The organism is Streptomyces sp. NPDC096205 (genome assembly GCF_044763135.1).
In the GTDB taxonomy this organism is placed as follows: domain Bacteria; phylum Actinomycetota; class Actinomycetes; order Streptomycetales; family Streptomycetaceae; genus Streptomyces.
This window is the reverse complement of the sequence record NZ_JBIWFS010000004.1, coordinates 439,992-456,807: the sequence shown is the minus strand read 5'-3', so window position 1 is coordinate 456,807 and position 16,816 is coordinate 439,992. Positions and strand designations below refer to the sequence as shown.

10 protein-coding genes are annotated in these 16,816 nt (G+C 73.4%); 2 read left to right on the top strand and 8 right to left on the bottom strand.

Annotated elements, in window-relative coordinates:
- Positions 1–4: 4 nt before the first annotated feature.
- The 8 genes from ACIQ6Y_RS18035 to ACIQ6Y_RS18000 form a co-directional block, all read right to left on the bottom strand.
- Entirely contained in the window at positions 5–1,318 is a 1,314-nt protein-coding gene (locus ACIQ6Y_RS18035) for a beta-galactosidase (protein WP_404039396.1), read from the bottom strand.
- Complete coding sequence (locus ACIQ6Y_RS18030; protein ID WP_404039393.1) at positions 1,315–2,415, bottom strand: glycosyltransferase family 4 protein; 1,101 nt, start codon at positions 2,413–2,415, stop codon at positions 1,315–1,317. The genes ACIQ6Y_RS18035 and ACIQ6Y_RS18030 overlap by 4 nt, the downstream gene beginning before the upstream one ends.
- Positions 2,402–3,955, bottom strand: coding sequence for an ArnT family glycosyltransferase (locus ACIQ6Y_RS18025; RefSeq protein ID WP_404039390.1), 1,554 nt, complete (start codon positions 3,953–3,955; stop codon positions 2,402–2,404). Before ACIQ6Y_RS18025 ends, ACIQ6Y_RS18030 begins: the two co-directional genes overlap by 14 nt.
- Positions 3,952–5,838 (bottom strand): glycosyltransferase, encoded by a 1,887-nt coding sequence (locus tag ACIQ6Y_RS18020; protein WP_404039387.1) that lies wholly within the window; start codon positions 5,836–5,838, stop codon positions 3,952–3,954. The genes ACIQ6Y_RS18025 and ACIQ6Y_RS18020 overlap by 4 nt, the downstream gene beginning before the upstream one ends.
- Positions 5,835–8,216 (bottom strand): lipopolysaccharide biosynthesis protein, encoded by a 2,382-nt coding sequence (locus ACIQ6Y_RS18015; protein ID WP_404039384.1) that lies wholly within the window; start codon positions 8,214–8,216, stop codon positions 5,835–5,837. The genes ACIQ6Y_RS18020 and ACIQ6Y_RS18015 overlap by 4 nt, the downstream gene beginning before the upstream one ends.
- Positions 8,213–9,649, bottom strand: a complete 1,437-nt coding sequence (locus tag ACIQ6Y_RS18010; protein ID WP_404039381.1) for a glycosyltransferase family 4 protein — start codon at positions 9,647–9,649, stop codon at positions 8,213–8,215. Before ACIQ6Y_RS18010 ends, ACIQ6Y_RS18015 begins: the two co-directional genes overlap by 4 nt.
- Positions 9,650–9,653: 4 nt before the next feature.
- Complete coding sequence (locus ACIQ6Y_RS18005; RefSeq protein ID WP_404039378.1) at positions 9,654–10,448, bottom strand: glycosyltransferase; 795 nt, start codon at positions 10,446–10,448, stop codon at positions 9,654–9,656.
- Between the two features lie 96 nt (positions 10,449–10,544).
- Positions 10,545–11,597 carry a GNAT family N-acetyltransferase gene (locus ACIQ6Y_RS18000; RefSeq protein ID WP_404039374.1) on the bottom strand — a complete coding sequence of 351 codons (1,053 nt, stop codon included), beginning with the start codon at positions 11,595–11,597 and terminating at the stop codon, positions 10,545–10,547.
- Between the two features lie 185 nt (positions 11,598–11,782).
- Between ACIQ6Y_RS18000 and ACIQ6Y_RS17995 the strand changes: the two genes are divergently transcribed.
- Together ACIQ6Y_RS17995 and ACIQ6Y_RS17990 are read left to right on the top strand one after the other, a co-directional pair.
- A complete protein-coding gene (locus ACIQ6Y_RS17995) occupies positions 11,783–15,967 on the top strand; it encodes a glycosyltransferase (protein ID WP_404039372.1) in 4,185 nt (1,394 codons plus the stop codon).
- Complete coding sequence (locus ACIQ6Y_RS17990; RefSeq protein ID WP_404039370.1) at positions 15,964–16,758, top strand: PIG-L family deacetylase; 795 nt, start codon at positions 15,964–15,966, stop codon at positions 16,756–16,758. Before ACIQ6Y_RS17995 ends, ACIQ6Y_RS17990 begins: the two co-directional genes overlap by 4 nt.
- The last annotated feature ends 58 nt before the right edge of the window (positions 16,759–16,816 follow it).

The window sequence follows — 16,816 nt, the reverse complement described above, 5'->3', positions numbered from 1 at the left end:
GAGGCTAGTCCAGCCGCCGGATCATCGCCGCGTAGTCGTCGAGCGAGGAACCCGGTGTCCCGTCGTAGAGGTTGTCGTCGAAAGCCCACATCAGGCCCTGGAGGTGACAGGACCGGACCTGGGCGGCGGCGTCGTCCATCACGCCGTTGTAGTACGGATGCACATGCGTGCCCGCGCTCTCGCCGCTGACGGCGAATCCCTCGCGTCGGGCGATCGCGGTGACCCAGCGCACCGAGGACCAGCCCCGTACGCGGGAGTCGTCCACGGAATCGAGGTCGACGGCCGCGTCCGCGACGGGCCGGCAGGAGTTCGCGGGAGGATCGCCCGTGCCGTTGACCAGGGACGTGGCGACGATCTGGACGTCCTTGTCCTGCCTGAGCTTCCCGATCGTCCGGTAGAAGCCGGCGCCGAGACCGAGCAGTTCGCTGACGTCAGGCCCGGCGAAGTACTCGTCCACGGCCTCCGCGTAGTCGCTCGGGTAGTACCCCTGGCCGGGGACCAGCACCTTGAGCAGACCGTCGTACCCCAGCGAACGGTAGGTGCGCTGCTGCCAGTTGACGGCGTCGGCCAGAGCGTCGAGATACCAGTCGTACCAGCGGGCCGCCTCTTCCCGGGTGAAGTACTTGCCGCGGTACTCCCGCTGACCCGGCCGCCAGCCCGGGTACGGATTGGGCGGCACGGTGGCCGCCCGCTCGTCCGGCGGCGACTCCCGCTGCGCGTTGCTGTCGAAGGCCCAGTAGTCGGGGCCGGGGCGGTCGTCGTCCGGCACCTCCGGCGGATAGGTGAACTCGCCCGTGTCGTTGGTCCCGACACGCACGGCCCAGAACTTGTCCAGGCCGACCTTCTCGTCCAGGACCTGGATGTAACGGCGTACCTCGTTCCTGATCTCCTGGCTGAAGACGACGTTGGCGATGTCCTCGTAGCGGTCGCCGTGCTCGTCGGTGAACGTCGCGTCGGGGTACTGCTCGTACACCCACTCCGGGGCGTGGTTGACGCCGATCCCGACCTCGACGCGGGCGCCGGCGTCACGCAGGGCCCGCAGGTCGTCCTTGATCTTGTGGACGTAGGCCTCGTCGTACTCACCGTCCTCCGGCTCGAACTGCGCCCAGCGGATGGTCATGTGCGCCACGTCGATGCCGTTGCGATGCTCCAGGTGCGCCTTGTCCGGGTCGGTGCGGAGCGTGCCGAAGTAGTACGTCGGACGCTCCGCCTGGGAGTCCGCCGACCGGTCCCTCGACGGCAGGGCGAGCACCGCTCCGCCGGCCAGGACCGCGAGGGCGAGTCCGGCCGGCAGATGACGGCGCAGGGCGGCCCTCATGGCAGCAGCTCACGGTAGAGAGCGGCGTACCGCGCGGTGAACCGGTCGACGCCGAACCGGGCTTCCACCGCGCGCCGGCCCCGCTCGGCCAGCAGATTCCAGCGCCGGGGCTCCTGGAGCAGCCGGCACAGCTGCCGGCCCGCTTCGGCCGGGGCGTCCCGCGGGGCGCGCACCACCGCGTCACCGAGAGCGCGGAACTGGGGATGGTCGCTCAACACCGCGGGGCGCCCGGTGGCGAGGGCCTCCAGGACGGTCAGGGGGATGTCCGCCTTGCCACCGAGCCGGCGCGGCAGGTACAGCAGGACGTCCGCGCGGTCCATCAGCGACCGCATGTCGTCGACGGTGCCGAGCACCTCGACGTCGGGGATGCCGTGCTCCGCCGCCCGGGCGCACAGCTCGGCCCGCAGCGCCCGCGGGTTCTGCCCCGACCGGGGCCTGAGGGCCATGACCAGCCGCAGGCGCACCCCGGCCGCGGCGGCGGCCGCGACGGCCGCGAGGCTCTCCTGCGCGCCTCCCGCCGGGTCGTGATGGCCGGTCACCAGGACGACCGGCACGGCGTTCGACGACCGCGGACGCCGCGGCCAGCGGTCGATGCGCAGGGGAGGCGGGATCACGGACACGTCCCCGAAGCCGGCCCGCAGCAGATCGCCCGCGGTGGCTTCGGAAAGCGCCACGGTCCTCCCCAGGGGGCGGCACCGGCGCAGCAGGGCGGGGTCTCTGACGCCGGGCACCGTGTGCAGCACCGGCCGGCCGCGCAGCAGCGGCGGCCAGAGCCGGGAGAACAGCGGATAGCCCGCGCCGATCGTCAGCACGGCATGGACCAGGTCGGCCCGGTGCCCCAGGACGGTGCCGGCGGCGGCCACCTGGAGCCGCTGCCATGGATGGGGCAGTCCGTCCAGGGACACCACGGGAACCGGCCGCCCGCCGGCCACCCGGGGCCGCAGGCCGCGGCTCGGCCAGCGGGTGAACCACAGGAAGTCGACGTCCGGCACGGTCTCGGCGAGCACCGCCGCCAGCTGGATGTCGGCGCCCTCCTGCCCCTCCAGCGGCCCGCTGGTCAGGAGCAGCACGCGCGGCCGTGCCCTAGTGGCGCACATCGGGCTGCCCCTTGACGGAGCGCTGGGGCGGCAGCAGGTAGAGGGCCACCGTGCCGTACATGTCGCTGTGGGTGCTGTGGAGCAGCGTGCCGTTGCCGACGATGCGCCGCATCTGGTCCGGCGTGAAGCGTCCATAGCCGTCCTCGAGGAGTTTCCAGGGGACGACGATGTAGCGGAACCTGGACGGGTGCGGTCCCAGCCGCCTGACGTCGTAGATGTCCCTGAGGACCCAGCCGGTGATGCCACGCGTGGTCACGCCGTCCCCCGAGATGACGGTGCTGCCCTTCGGGACGTGGGCCGTCATGTAGCTCCGCATCTGCGCGTAGGCGTCCTGCGTCTGCGTCCGGGACCGCGCATAGGACACGCCGGAGGCGGTCACGACCGCGACGACGAGGACCGCCGCCGCGACGCGCAGGACGTCGTGCCGCCGGCTGGGCACCGGCCGTTTCGCCACCGCCTCGGAGAAGGCCACGGTCACCGCCGCCAGGTTGGGGACCACGAGCAGGTAGAGGAACTGCTCCTCCAGCGTGCCCAGCGCGAGCGCGTACGCGAGCGTGAGCCCCGCCGACAGGTGGAACAGGGCCAGCAGGCGGTGCGCCCGGTCCCGGTGCCGCAGCAGGAGGGCCAACGCGATCGGTCCGAGGGCGAGCAGGAGGTAGGTGGGCCAGAAGGTGGGCAGTTCCTCGTAGAGGCGCTCGGACAGCGAGTTGCCCCTCGGGGCGTTGAACCCCGTTTCCTGGACGAACCCCAGCAGGCGGCGGATGCCGTAGGTCTTCACGTCCAAGTAGAGGGGCAGGTGGCCCGAGGCCGCGACGATGCTCACATAGACGCCGTAACAGGCCACGGCGACACCGGTGGTCAGGGCCACGAGGCGGCGCGGTGGCCCCCACTTCAGGACCAGGGCCAGCACCATGGGCAGCACCGTGATCAGGGTGCTGTGCTCCTTCGTCAGAATGGCCAGGCCGAAGCAGAGCCCGGCGCCCGCGGCTCGCAGTGCCGCCCGTCTGGGCGGCGGGTCCTTGGTGAGGGCGAGGAGCAGCACATAGCCCGCCACGACCCACAGCATGGTCTCGGTCTCCAGCTGGGCCCGGTTGTTGTGCCGCAGGCAGTACGGGTCGACCGCGAAGATCAGGCCTGCCACGAGACCGGCCCGCCAGGTCGCGAGACGGCTCACGAAGAGCACCAGGAGGGCTGCCGTGGCGGCTGCCAGCACGGCGTTCAGGGCCCTTCCGTCGTACACGCCGACGACGACGTCGGGAGGGTCGCCGAGCAGGAGGCCCCAGCCCGCCCGCAGATAGAAGAAGCCCGGCGGGTGCAGGAAGAACAGCCCGTTGTCGTCGTGGGGGAAGCCCCCGTGCCCGGTGCTCTCGCTCAGCTCGTAGTAGATGATCTCGTCGACGAACAGGTCCGCCGAACGCTCGGACCCCAGCAGCCTCAGCACGCAGGTCAGCACGCCCACCGCGGCGGCGACGGGAAGCAGCGGCGTCGTGGCCGCTCGGACCCGGGACGGCGTGGGGCTGGGAGCTGTCGTCGTGATCACCGTGGTCTCCGGCTGGCTGCTGTGTCGGCGGGACGGGTGTGCCGCACCCCGCCGCGTGCGGGGGCCTGAAGGTCCGCGGCGGGTTCGTCGAGCACTCGCTCGACGAGGGAGAGGTAGTGCTGGGCCATGGCGTCGGCGGTGAACCGCCGTGCCGTGCGGGCGGCTTCCTCGCCCAGACATGCGCGGCGGACGGGGTCGGCGGCGAGCTCCTTGATCCGGTCGGCGAACAGACCGACGTCGAAGGCCGGTACGCGCACCACGCCGGCGCCCCCGGTCCAGCGCAGGGCGGGCAGATCGAAGTGCACGACGGCTTTGCCGTGGGCCATCGCCTCCAGCGCCACCACACCGAATGTCTCCTGGCGCGACGGCATGACGACGAACGTGCTGCCCTGGATCAGACGGCGCTTGCGCTCGCCCTCGACATGCCCCACCGCCCGCACCGCCGGCAGGCACCCGCCCCCGTCGCCGGCGGGCAGGCGCAAGGCGGCGAGGAGCCGCGCCAGCCGCTGTTCCTCGGCCTTGGTGCCCCGGCCGGCGAGGACCAACGGCAGGCTCACGCCGGACGCGGCATAGGCGGTGAGCAGCAGATCGAGGCCCTTCTGCCAGGTGTCGATCCGTCCCAGGAACAGCAGATAGCCCTGGCCGTCGTCTTCGTCGGCGCCGGCCGGGCCCGCGCCGGCCTCGTCCCGCTCCATGGCGTCCGGCGTGGTCGGGTCGACGCCGTTGGGGATCACCTCGACCGCGGTACGGGGACTCAGTCTGCGGATCTCGGCGGCGTCGGCGTGGTTCATGACGATCAGGTCCTGGTAGCGGCGGTAGCCGACGCGTTCCACGAAGCCGAAGGGGAGGTGGTACTTGCGCCGCATGAACTCGCCGTAGCGGACCTTGTCGATGCCGACGACGGGGGCGCGTGCCACCAGCGGCAGCAGGCCCGCCGGGAACGGCGGGGTGAAGTTCTCCAGCCACAGGTCGTACGACAGGCGGCGGGCGATGAACGGGAGCATGGCCTGGAAGAGGATCTGCCCTCCGCGCGGTCCGGCCCAGGACACCGGCAGGATCCGGTACGTCACGGCGCCCTCGGTGCGGGTCAGGGCGTGCCGGCCGGCGGTGACCACCGTGACCTCGAACTCCGTGGCGAGGCTGCGGGCGACCCGTTCCAGGGTGACGGCGCTGCCTCCGGCGTACTCGCGCAGGCCGGTGTTGTCGAAGTTGGAGATCACGACATGGCGCCGCCGTACGCACGCGGCAGGGGCGCCCGCGGACTCCTCGAGGACCAGGCGCAGCGCGTCGGCCGACTGCAGGGAGACATGCCGGCCGGCCTGCATCCGCCGCACCGACGGTGCGCGTCGCGCCCACCGCTCGTACCGGACGGTCCGGCGGTCCGCCGGTCCGGCTCCGTGGAGCCGCGCTCCGAGAGGCGCCGGCGGGCCGTCGAACAGCAGGGTGACGTCGTAGCGGCCGATCAGCCGGGCCAGCCTGCGTGCGGTGGCGGAGTCCGGGGCGGGGTCGAACTTGGCCAGGGTGTCCAGGGGTCCCCGGTCGGTGATGATCACGGTGGGCCGGCCGTGCCGGCGCCGCAGGGACCGGCGCGCCGCGGCGAGACGGGTCCGCAACTCGACGGTCTCCACGAGCGCGTGGCCCTGAGCCACCCGCAGGCGCAGGGCGGCGCGCAGACCGTGCCCGCGCTCCGGCTGGTCACGCCAGTGTCGGTGCAGGTGCAGCCGTCGGCAGAACACGCAGCCGTAGCAGTGGAAGCCCGCCACGGCGTATCCCCGTCGCCGCAGGGTGACCGCGAGGAGGTGGGCCAGTGTGGTCTTGCCGCTGTGGTCGGGGCCGGACACCGCCACCATCAGCGGCCGGGCCACCGTGCTCGTCGAGGTCATGAGCGGCCTCCCCTCAGGGTCTTGGTGACCACCAGCGGCAGGCGCAGCGCGGCCTCGCGCGCGGCGGTTCGCCCTGCCCCGCGGCCGGCGAGGTGCCGCGCGTGCTCGGCACCGGCACGCAGCGACACCGGCACGGGCAGCGTCACGGGCAGCGGCACCGCGTCGCCGTCGTCGAGCCGCTCCACGGCCGCCGTGGCCACGCCGAGGGCCGCCAGGAAGCCGGACTGCCAGCCCTCCCGCGCCGCGTGCCGCCGGGCGCGCGCGATGACATCCGGTCGCAGCAGGGGGCGCAGGGCCAGGAGTTCGGAGAGGTTCAGGGTGAGGTTCTGGAACAGGGCGTGGGCCAGCCAGATGCGCAGTGCGGCCGCCTCCTCGGGCAGCAGACAGCCGCAGGACGGGTCCGGTGCCGCCTGGGCGAGCAGCCGGTCGGCGGAGATGACGGGTACGCCGAACCAGGAGACGGCGGAGTGCAGATGCGCGGCCGGTCCGCGGGGCGGCCGGAGCAGGACCTTGGTGGAGCGCTCCAGCCAGTACGTCTCCCGGCGCACGGCCCACCCGGACAGAGCCTGTTGGGCGTCCTGCCACTGGGCGGCGGGGACCACGAGATCGAAGTTGTCGTAGGTGTAGACACCGGCCGGGTCCCCCTTGATGAGCACCGCGGGGACGCCGTGCGCACGCAGGCGGTCGGTGGCCTCGGCGAGGTTGTCGCGGAAGTCCCGGGTGGCCGACTCCGCTGCTGCCAGCGTGTCCGCCAGCTGCTCGGGATAGGCCCGGGCGAGGTGGCCCTCCACCTGGTTGCGCCGGGCGAGAGTGAGGGCGCGGCGCAGCGTGTCGTCGGTGGCGGGGGGAGGCGTGCCGGTCCAGAGGGCGTCGCGCAGGACGCGGGCGGCGTCGCCGTCCGGCGCGGTCGGGTGCGGTGCCGCCGCCTTGGCAGGGCGGGCGTTCGGGTCGGCCGGGGGCGTACCGCGGTGCCCGAGGAAGCGCGCGGCCGTGCGGACGCCGGCCAGCGTGGCGACCGCCAGCCAGATCAGGGGGGCGGGTCGGACGGCGATCAGGACGGCGGTGATCAGCAGCGGCTCCAGCAGGGCGGGCCGGGCGAGGAACCCGATGCCCCGCCGGCGCATCTGCCGTCCGACGAGCAGGGCCGCCGCCGGTACCGTTCCGCACACCGAACCCGCCGCGAGGCCGATGATCCCGCCGGCCTGCCATCCGAGCAGCGGCGCCGCCACGCACAGGACGAGGCCCACCGCCTGGGTCCGCACGCACCGGAAGTCGTCGACCGCCTGGGAGAACGTGGCCGCGAGGTTCAGTGCGCCGACCGCGCAGCCGGACACCGCGGCGAACGCCAGCAGTGCGCTCATCCGGGCGTACTCGGCGGGGAAGAGGACGCCGATCACGGCGGAGGGAACCGTCGCGCAGACCGCCGAGACGGGCAGGGCGATCACGAGGTACATGCGGACGGCGCTCGCGGTCAGCGAGTTCGTGTCGCCGCGCCGGGACAGGGCCGGGAAGAACGCCGTGGAGATGGCCCCCGCCAAGAACAACGGCACTCTGCCGAGCATGGCGCTGGCCTGGTAGCTGGCGGCGTCCGCGTCCGCCACGGGCAGCAGGGCGACCAGCACCACGTCGACGGAGGCGACCAGGGCGACCATCGCCTGCACGGCGGCGATGCCGCGGACCCGGCGCCCGAGGTCCCGGTGCACGCGCGTACGCGGCCGGCGGACGGTCCGTGCGGCGTGCGCCCGGTAGGGCCAGCAGACCACGAGGGGCAGGACGCAGATGCCGAGGGCGGCGACGGCACCGGTGTCGCTCAGTCCGACGACGGCCACCAGCAGCACGCCCGCGGCGAACTTCAGCGCCGCCTCGCCGACCGTGATGCAGGCCAGGGTGCGCAGCCGCTCCGTGCCCTGCAGCCAGCCGAGCGTCGTGGTGGTGACGTACATGAGCAGGGTGGCCAGGGCGAGCATCAGGGTGGTGGCGGGACCGGCGAACTGCCCGGCGATCAGGGCGACCACGCCCGCCGCGACCAGGCCGGACACCAGTCCGAGGGCGGCGGTGAACCGGATCGCTCCGCCCCGTTCGGCCTCCGAGCCGGCCCGGGCGAGGGCCTGCGCAAGCACCCACGGAAGGGCGACGAGCGCCACGCTCGCCGCGGCCAGCACGACACGCTGTCCGGCGGCGAACACCGAGAAGGCCCGTACGTCCAGCAGCCGGGTCAGGACCAGCGCGTAGCCGTAGTTGAGCACTCCCACGGCCACCGCGCCGGCGGTGATCCACCGGGCGCCGCGCTCCGCCGTGCCGTGGTGGGGGGCCGACGGGGGCGGCCGGTGCGGCAGGCTCGGCGCCGTGTGGTCGAGACCGGTGTCCGACACGGTCATGAGCCTTCCTTCCCGCCCAGCAGAAGGTCCCGTCGCCCGGCGAGCCGGGTCTGGGAGATCTCGCTCTCGCTCACCCCGAGCCGGCGCAGCACGGCACGGGCCTGCACTTCGTCGCAGCCGTGGAGGAGCACCTGGAAGGAGGTGCCGGACCGGTCCCACTCGTCGGTGTCGCGCAGACCGCGGCGCAGGGCCCGTTCCATGGCGTCCGCGTTCCCGTCCCCGGCGTGGAACCGCGTGCGCACGGTCAGGTCGACGGTCCGGCGGCGGGAGCGGCGGTGGCGGTGGATGCGGTGCAGTTCCTCGACCACCACCGCGGCCAGCCGCTCCGCGCTGTGGTCCCAGGAGAACGCCCGGCTCCAGCGACGGCACCGCTCGGCCCACCGCTCCCGCTCGGCGGGGTCGGCGAGCTGCTCCAAGGCGCTCTGGACGCCGTCCGCGAGGTCGGTGCCGGGCGCCAGCAGCCATCCGGTGGAGCCGTCCAGGACGGCGTCGCGCAGCCCGGGCACGTCGAAGGCGAGCGCCGGCTTGCCGAGGGCGTTGGCCTCGATCACCGTGAGCCCCCAGCCCTCGGCGGCGGAGGGCACGACGGTCAGCCAGGCGCGGGCCAGTACCTCCCGCTTGCGCTCCTCGCCGACATGGCCGTGGAACGTCACGCTCTGCGCCACCCCGAGGCGGGCGGCGTACTCGCGCAGCCGGGGCAGGGCCTCACCCGTGCCGCAGATGTCGACCCGCAGCCGCGGGGTGCCCGCCAGGAGCTTGGGCAGTGCGCCGATGAGCAGATCGACCCTCTTGTGCGGCACCAGTCGGCTCACGACGGCGACGGTGGGGGTGGCGGCGACGGGCGCGGGAGCGGGGTCGGACGCGAGTGGTTCGGGAGCGCCGTTCGGGACGATGTGGGTCGGATTGCGGAAGCCGAGGACGCGGCGGATTCCCTCACGGGTGGACGGCGAGACGACGACGATCGGGCGTCCTCGGTAGACCCACCTGCTCAGCCGCTTCTCCATGAACCGCCCCACGGCGTTGAGCGGCCAGGGGAACCAGACGTCGAACTGCTCCTGGTGCACGTGATGGATGACGCAGATGTCGGCGGTCCAGCGCGGCGTGAACAGGGGGGAGTAGAAGGGGATGCCGTTCTGGAAGTCGATCACCGCGTCGTACGCGTGCCGGTGGCTCAGCATGTGCCACGCGGCGGCGGCGTACACGCCGAACGCACCGCCGCCGCGGAGTATCCGGACGCCGTCCTCCTGGACCGTGCGGCGGACGGCGCCGGGATGACGGGCCGTGAAGACGGTGACCGCGGCGCCGGCGTCGGCGAACCGCCGTGCCATCTCGAAGCAGTACGCCTCGGCGCCGCCGGCCTGGGGGTGGCCGGGACCGCGCCAGTTGAGGAAGAGGACGTCCGTCGTGGACAGTCGATCGAGCGCAGTAACCACCGTGTCACCGCCAGGAGAGAGAGATCCTCAGAAGGTCGGCCATCGAGCGCAGGCCGTCGCGGCGGGCCGAGAACGTCGAGCCGGGGACGTCGGACCAGGCGACCGGGACCTCGACCACGTCGTGTCCGGCGCGGATCAGGGCGGCGAGGATCTCGACGTCGAAGGCGAATCCGTTGACGCGGCAGTCGGCGATGACGTCCCGTACGGTGTCGCCGTCGAAGAACTTGAAACCGCACTGGCTGTCGGCGATGCCGGGCAGTGTGAGCCGGGTCAGTTCCCGGAAGACCCAGGAACCCCAGCGGCGGCTGAGCGACTGCTCCACCTCGTAGTGCGCACCGGGGGCTCGCCGGGAGGCGATGACGGCGCGGTGCCCGTCCTGGAGCAGTGCCATGACCTGGTCGAGGGTGTCGATGGGGGTGGCGCTGTCGGCGTCCAGGAAGCCGACGAACCTGGCCCGGGAGGTGGCGATGCCGCGCCGCACCGCCGCGCCCTTGCCGCGCTCGCTGCACCCGATGACATGGAGGGGGACCGGGGCGGCGCCGAACCCGTCGGCGGCCTCGAGGGTGCCGTCGACGCTGTTGTTGTCCACGACCACGACGGCCGACGTCCAGCGCCTGCTGGTGAGGTAGTCGAGGGTGACGCCCAGGGTGCGAGGCAGCCGGCGTTCCTCGTTGAAGGCCGGGACGATCAGTTCCACGTCCACCGCGGGGCGGACCAGTCCGGCGGGCAGGGGGGCGGATCGTGCCGCGTACCGTCGTAGGGCGAAGACACCCGAGCCGGCGCGTGTCGACTGAGTCAACGGGATCACTCCCCATCAGTCGTTCGTTTACGACGTATACGTACACAGTCGGCCCAAGGTGCCGGAATTGTCAACTCCTGCCCGGCTGTGCCCAGATCAGTTGTCCTGGAAGCGAATCGCCCGCTTGGCGGCCGTCCGTAGCGCGCGGTCGACCGTATGGGCCCCGAGCCGCTCGCGGTAGTAGCGCGGGGACGGCAGCTCCCGCGTCCCGAAGGTCTGCTTGAAGTGGGCCAGCGGGGCGCCCGGGCGGGCCTCTCCCATGTCGTACTGCCGGCAGCCCGCCTCACAGGCGTCCTCGATCGCCAGCCGGTGCAGAAGATGGTTGGCCCGGACGGGGTGGGCCAGTTCTCGGTTCATGGCCCCGTGCCAGTACAGGGCGTGGTGGCCGTGCCGCAGGACGACGATGGCCGCCGCGGGCTCTCCGGCGTACCAGGCCGTCCAGATGGTGCAGGACTCGCCCAGCCCGGCGGTCACCGTCTCCAGCAGCCGCTGGGGGAAGAGGTGCTTGCGGCGCCACCGGGCCAGCGGCAGGGGTTCGTGCTGCTGGGCGGCCCAGCGCACGATCGACTGCTCGAACAGGTCGTAGAAGACCGGCACCAGGCGTCCGGCGCGGTCCACCTCCACCTCCACGCCGGAGCGCTCCGCGCGGCGGACCCCGCGGCGCACCCCCTGATCGAAGCGGCGCTCCCAGACGGCGCCGAATCCGCCGTCCAGATCGAGCACATGCGCCCGGTGCTCCTCCAGCCGGAAGCCGGCCGGCACGGCCCGCGCCCACACCTCGCCGTCCTCGGGCCGCAGCCACACCCCGACCCGGGCGGCCGGCCGCCCGGCGAGGTCCTCGAACACCACGCGGGCCTCGGCCGAGCTGATCCCGCCGGGTGACACCGGCCCCCCGACGCCCCACTCGCCCGGCCAGGACTCCTCCGTCGCCAGCCACCGCGGGCGCCGCGCGGACACCAGCGGAAGAACCAGCCGCCCGCCGCCCTCGAAGCGGTACAGCCGGCTGGTGTCCCGGTACGGCCCCGCGGCGCAGACGCAGTCGAGCCAGGCCGGTGTCTGCGTGACCTGGGTCGCCGGGTCCTCGGCGGCAAGCTCCCACCAGGTCTCGCGGGGGGCCGGGGTGGTGATCTGCACGGCCGGTGCGCTCATGGCCTGCTCCTGCGACGGGGGAACAAAATGGAGCATTTCTTACAAAAGGAGAGTATGGTCGTTTACGGCGTAAACTTCCAGCGCATACGGAAGGGGCGCTGTATGTCCTCGGACCAGGCCGTCGGGTCACCGCTCCCGTCACAGCGGGCCCCGGCGGCACGCCGTGAAACCGACCGCGCTCCGACATGACCTCCACGGACAGTTCCGTCGCCCTCGCCGCGGCATGCCCGGACGACGTCACCACCGTGCGCGGAGCGCGCTGGGTCACGGCGGCCTCGTTCGCCGTCGGAGCGCTCAACTACGGCTATGCCCTGCTGCTGACGCGGCTGCTGGACGTCGACGTCTTCGCGACCGTCGCGGCGGCCCAGGGACTGCTGCTGTGCGCGTCGACCGTCGCCTCCGTCGCGATCCCGTGGGTGCTGGCCCAGGCCCTGGCCCGGGCCTCCTCGCAGACCGCACGCCGTGACGCGGCCAGGTTCGCCACCGGCATCGCGGTCCTCGGCGGCACCCTGGCCGGCGGGATCGTCGCCGCCGTGGCGGCGCAGTTCGCGGGGCCCGGCGTCATCGCCGTACTCGGTGTCACCACGCTCCTGGTCTACCTCAGCCGGGTCGGCAGCGGCTGGCTGCAGGGCACCGAGCGGATGCGGACGCTGTCCTGCGTCCTGGCCGGCGAGGCCGCCCTCAAGGTCGTCATCGGCCTGCTGTTCGTCGCGGCACTGGGCCTCGGAGCCGTCGGCGCCCTGGCGGCGTACGCGGTGGCGGCGGTCCCGGTCCTGATCTGGTGGCCGTACCGCGTGATCAGCAGCGGCCAGGGGCGGTGGTTCTCCCCCCGGGCACACCGCGAGCTGTGGCATCGTGCGGTCGAACTGGGCGCCGTGCAGGGCCTGGTGGCGGTGATGGCGACGGTCGATGTCGTCGTGATCGCCCTGCTGCCCGCCGACGGGCCGGCCACCGCCAGCTACCAGGCGAGCGTCATGGTGGGGCGCGTCCCGCTGTTCCTCGCCGGTGCCATCGCGGTGGCCTTCTTCCCGGCCCTGTCCCGGCGCCGCATGGGCGCCCCCCTGGCCGCGAACGCCGTGCGCATGTACCTCATCGTCGCCCTCCCGTTCGCGGCCGTGTGCGCCACCGCGCCGGACGAGGTGCTCGGCGTCCTCTTCCCGTCCGGGTACGAGACGATGGGCCGACTGGTGATGTTCACCGCCGTGTCGGGGTTCGCCATCGGCGGCGTCGACCTCGTCTCCACGTTCTTCCAGGCCGTCAACGACCAGTCCTGTCTGCGTCGCCAGGTGCTCGGCGTGTTCGTCTTCCTCGGATGCGCGCTGGCCGGCTGGTCGATCGCCGGAGTGCAGGGATTCGCGAGCGGCGGCGCCGTCGGTGCCGTGGCGGCTCTGCTGCTGTTGGTCCACCTGTTGGTGCGCCACCAGGGAGGCGGCGTCTTCTCCCAACTCCCCTTCCTCGAACCGGTCGTCGTCGTCGGCGTGCTCGTGATGCTGCGTGCCCTGCCCCTCGTGTGGCTGATCGCCGCGACCGCCACCGGAATCGTGGCGATGGCCCGGTTCTTGGGCCACCGGCCGAGTCCCCCCGACCCTGAGCCCGGCATCGCGGGCTCACCGCGGGACGCGGGCGGGGAGCCGGTCGCACTGCTCCTCGACGCCGTCTGGCACCGCGTCCCGCGGCCCGCCGGGGACGAGGAACTGCGCCGGGCGCTCACCGCCGCTCGCCGCGGCGGGGCCGACGGTCTGCTCGCCCGTGCCTACCCGCGGCAACTGGCCGGGACCGTCGTCGAGGTGAAGCGCGCCGAGGCGCTGTTCCGCAGCACGGTGCGCCAGGCGACCGAGCGGCTGCACGACGCCGGCATCCGCAGTGTGCTCGTCCTCGCGGACGGGCCGGGCGACCACCGCCGCGGCGACCTCGACCTCCTGGTGCCCGACGGACAGTGGGCGGCGGCACAGGAGGTCCTGGTGCGGTGGCGCGGGCGCCCCGGGCGGAGCGGGCCGGAGCACGGCACGAAGCCGGACGGCCCTGCCGTGCGCCTGCGTTCCCTGGTGCGCTGGTTCGGCGTCCCCGTGCTCTCAGACGCCCCCTTGTTCGACCGCGCCGCCCGCGCGGACGGGCATCCCTGGCTGGAGCCCCGTCCCGCCGACCGGCTGCGCATCCGGCTCGCCCACGGTCTGTTCCGCAAGCGGGCGCTCGATCTGTCGGATCTGCTGGCGATCAGGCCGCTGCTGCGGGCGGACGTGCTGGCCGAGGCCGCGCGGGAGGCGGGCCGGGAGGGGTGGGGCGAGGCACACGCCCACGCCCTGCGGACGGCCCGCGAGGCCGTCGACCGGATCGACCGGGGGGAGGTCGTCGACCTGCCGGTGCCGCTCGCGGCCTCGCTCGCGCACGGTGCCGCAACGACATACGCAGGCCGTGCGCCGCAGCAGGACCGGCTCGGCGTCGCCGCACGGAAGGCCGCGCTGCGGGCCTCCTCTGTTCCTCGCCGGACAACCGTTGTCAGCCAGGAGGACGGAAGCCGCGTCACCACCGCCCCTGCCCCGCCCAGGACGCCCGGCGGACCCGCGCCCACCGCCCGCCACGGGCTCGGGCGCCGCCATCGGCCGCCGGATCTTCTGCTGGTGGCCGTGTCGGGCCCCGACGGAGCCGGCAAGACCACCCTGGTCGGTCATGCCGCGTCGGCGCTGCGCGAGCACGGCTACACGGTCGCGAGGACGTACTGCCACGGCTGTGTGATCTGCCGCCGGTTCCCCGGCCGCCCCCGGTCCGGGCAGCGCACGGTTCCCCCGTCGAGGCCCAGGAGCTGGGCCGGTACGGCGCACGCACAGCTCGACGCCGCCGAACTCGCCCTGAGGCTGGCCGGCGCCCGGATCAGGGCGGCATGCCACCGCCACGACCACCGCCCCGCCGTGATCCTCACCGACCGTGGCCCGCTGGACTGCCTGGCCGAGTTCGCCCCGGCCCCGGGCTCACGCACCGCCGCACTCTTCGAGCGACTGAACGGCGCCTACGACCTGACGCTGCTGCTCGGAGCGGACCCGGCCGACTCGGACCGCACACGGGAGGGATGCGGACGCCCCCCTCGCACCCGCTACCGGCGATGGGCGGACAGGGAGACCAACGTCGTGAGGTTCCCCGGCTGGGACGCCCGCCCGGCGACCGATGCCGACCCGGCCCTGCAACTGATCGAGGAACGCGCCGAGGCCCTGCGGCCCGCCCCGCTCGGCCCCACCGCCCCCCGCGGGCGCGGCCGCGTCGCCATCTCGATCTTCGACGACGCCGACAACGCGGACTACCGGGGCGGCGGCTCCGTCGTCGTGGAGCGGGTGGCCCGGCGGCTGGCCGGGGAGTTCGACGTCACCGTCGTCACCGCGGCACGACACGGGGGCACGCGGATGCGGGACGGAGTGCGTTACCGCTTCCTGCCCGTGTGCCGGGCCGGACCACGGGTCGCCCAGCTGCTCTTCCAGGCAGCGCTGCCCTTCATGGCGCGGCGCGTCCCGCACGACGTGTGGCTGGAGAGCTTCACGCCGCCCTTCTCGACGAGCTTCCTGCCCCTGTTCACCGGCAAGCCCGTCGTCGGGATCAACCAGTGCCGCGGCAGCGAGGTCACCTGGCGGAAGTACCACGTGCCGACCTTCCTCGTCGAACGTCTCGGTCTGCGCCTCTACCGCCATCTCGTCGTCCTCAACGACACGGACGCCGCCGACGCCCGGCGCCACAGCCCCAAGGCGGACGTGCACCTGATCGAGAACGGCGTGGACGTGCCGGACCTCGACGACGCTGCGTTCGGCGCGGGCGGGCACATCGTGTACCTGGGCCGGGTGGACATGCGGGCCAAGGGCCTGGACCTGCTGCTCGAGGCGTACGAGAAGGCCGCCCCGGACCTGCCCCTGTACATCGCCGGACACGGCACACCTGCCGAGGAACGCAAGCTTCAGGCGGCGCTGGCCCGGACTCCGGGAGACGTCCGCTGGCTGGGTTACACCGTGGGGGAGAGCAAGGAGCGGCTGCTCGCCCAGAGCGCCTTCATGGTCATGCCCTCGCGCTACGAGACCTTCGGCCTCGTCGCCCTGGAGAGCATGGCCCACGGCAAACCCGTGATCCACTTCGCGCTGCCGTGGCTGCGCTGGATGGCGGGGAAGGGAAACGTCGGGGTGCCTCCCTTCGACGCGGACCGGCTGGCCGAGGAGATCGCCCGTCTCGCCGCGCACCAGGACGTCCGCCGGGCGCTGGGCCGACAGGCCCACCGGGCCGCCGGAGACTACACCTGGGAGGCGATGACCGGTTCGTATCTGGCCCTGGTCCGGAGTCTGCTCGCGACCACCGCGGCGCCCTTCGAGGCGCCCGGCACGGCAGGTGGCCACCCATGACCGCAGATCCCCTCACCGCGGCCCTCGACCGAGGCGCTCCTGTGGTGGTGCTCTCGCCCCACCTCGACGACGCGGTGCTGTCCTGCGGAGCGCTGATGGCACACGCGCGGCCTCGGGTGCCGGTCACCGTCGTCACCGTGTTCACCGCCGGCTCGCCGCCGCCCTACACCCTGTCGGGGCGGCGCTGTCTACGGCTGGCCGGGATGCGTGACGCGCGGGAGCTGTACGCGGCCCGCCGCGCCGAGGACGAATCGGTGCTCTCGGACATGGGCGTCGCCTGGCGGCATCTGGGGTTCTCGGAGGGGCTGTTCCGCGTGAAGCCGGGACGCGGCGGCCGGGTGCGCCGACTGCTGCCGGAGCGGGACCACGTCTATCCCACCTACCGCGGGCATCTCACCGCGGGCCGGATCTCGCCCCACGACGACGAGGTGCTGCGCTCGATCACGCAGACCGTCACCGCACTCGCCGCCACGGCCGGGCCGGCGCCGCCGCTGCTGCTCGCACCGCTCGCGGTCGGCGGTCACGTCGATCATCTGCTGCTCAGGCAGGCCGCGGAGCGAAGCGGGCGGCATGCCGTCTACTACAGCGAGTTCCCCTACAACCGGCGTCATGAGCCCGACGCCGAGTTCCTCCGGCGCAACGCCCTCGGCAGACCGGTCACCTGGTCCGCCGGGGTGCGCGACAAGGAGCCCTGGATCCTCGGCTACCGCACACAGGCCCGTGCCATGTTCCCCACGGGGAGGGTTCCGCTGCGCCCCGAGCTCTATCTGTGCACCGGAGACCCACCGTGATCGGCCGGGTTCACGACCCAGTACACCGGCGGGTGCCCTCCCCGTCCCTCGCCCGTCC

Coding starts and splice junctions, on each gene's coding strand:
- ACIQ6Y_RS18035 (WP_404039396.1), bottom strand. CDS start 1,318: ATGAGGGCCGCCCTGCGCCGTCATCTGCCGGCCGGACTCGCCCTCGCG.
- ACIQ6Y_RS18030 (WP_404039393.1), bottom strand. CDS start 2,415: ATGTGCGCCACTAGGGCACGGCCGCGCGTGCTGCTCCTGACCAGCGGG.
- ACIQ6Y_RS18020 (WP_404039387.1), bottom strand. CDS start 5,838: ATGACCTCGACGAGCACGGTGGCCCGGCCGCTGATGGTGGCGGTGTCC.
- ACIQ6Y_RS18015 (WP_404039384.1), bottom strand. CDS start 8,216: ATGACCGTGTCGGACACCGGTCTCGACCACACGGCGCCGAGCCTGCCG.
- ACIQ6Y_RS18000 (WP_404039374.1), bottom strand. CDS start 11,597: ATGAGCGCACCGGCCGTGCAGATCACCACCCCGGCCCCCCGCGAGACC.
- ACIQ6Y_RS17995 (WP_404039372.1), top strand. CDS start 11,783: ATGACCTCCACGGACAGTTCCGTCGCCCTCGCCGCGGCATGCCCGGAC.
- ACIQ6Y_RS17990 (WP_404039370.1), top strand. CDS start 15,964: ATGACCGCAGATCCCCTCACCGCGGCCCTCGACCGAGGCGCTCCTGTG.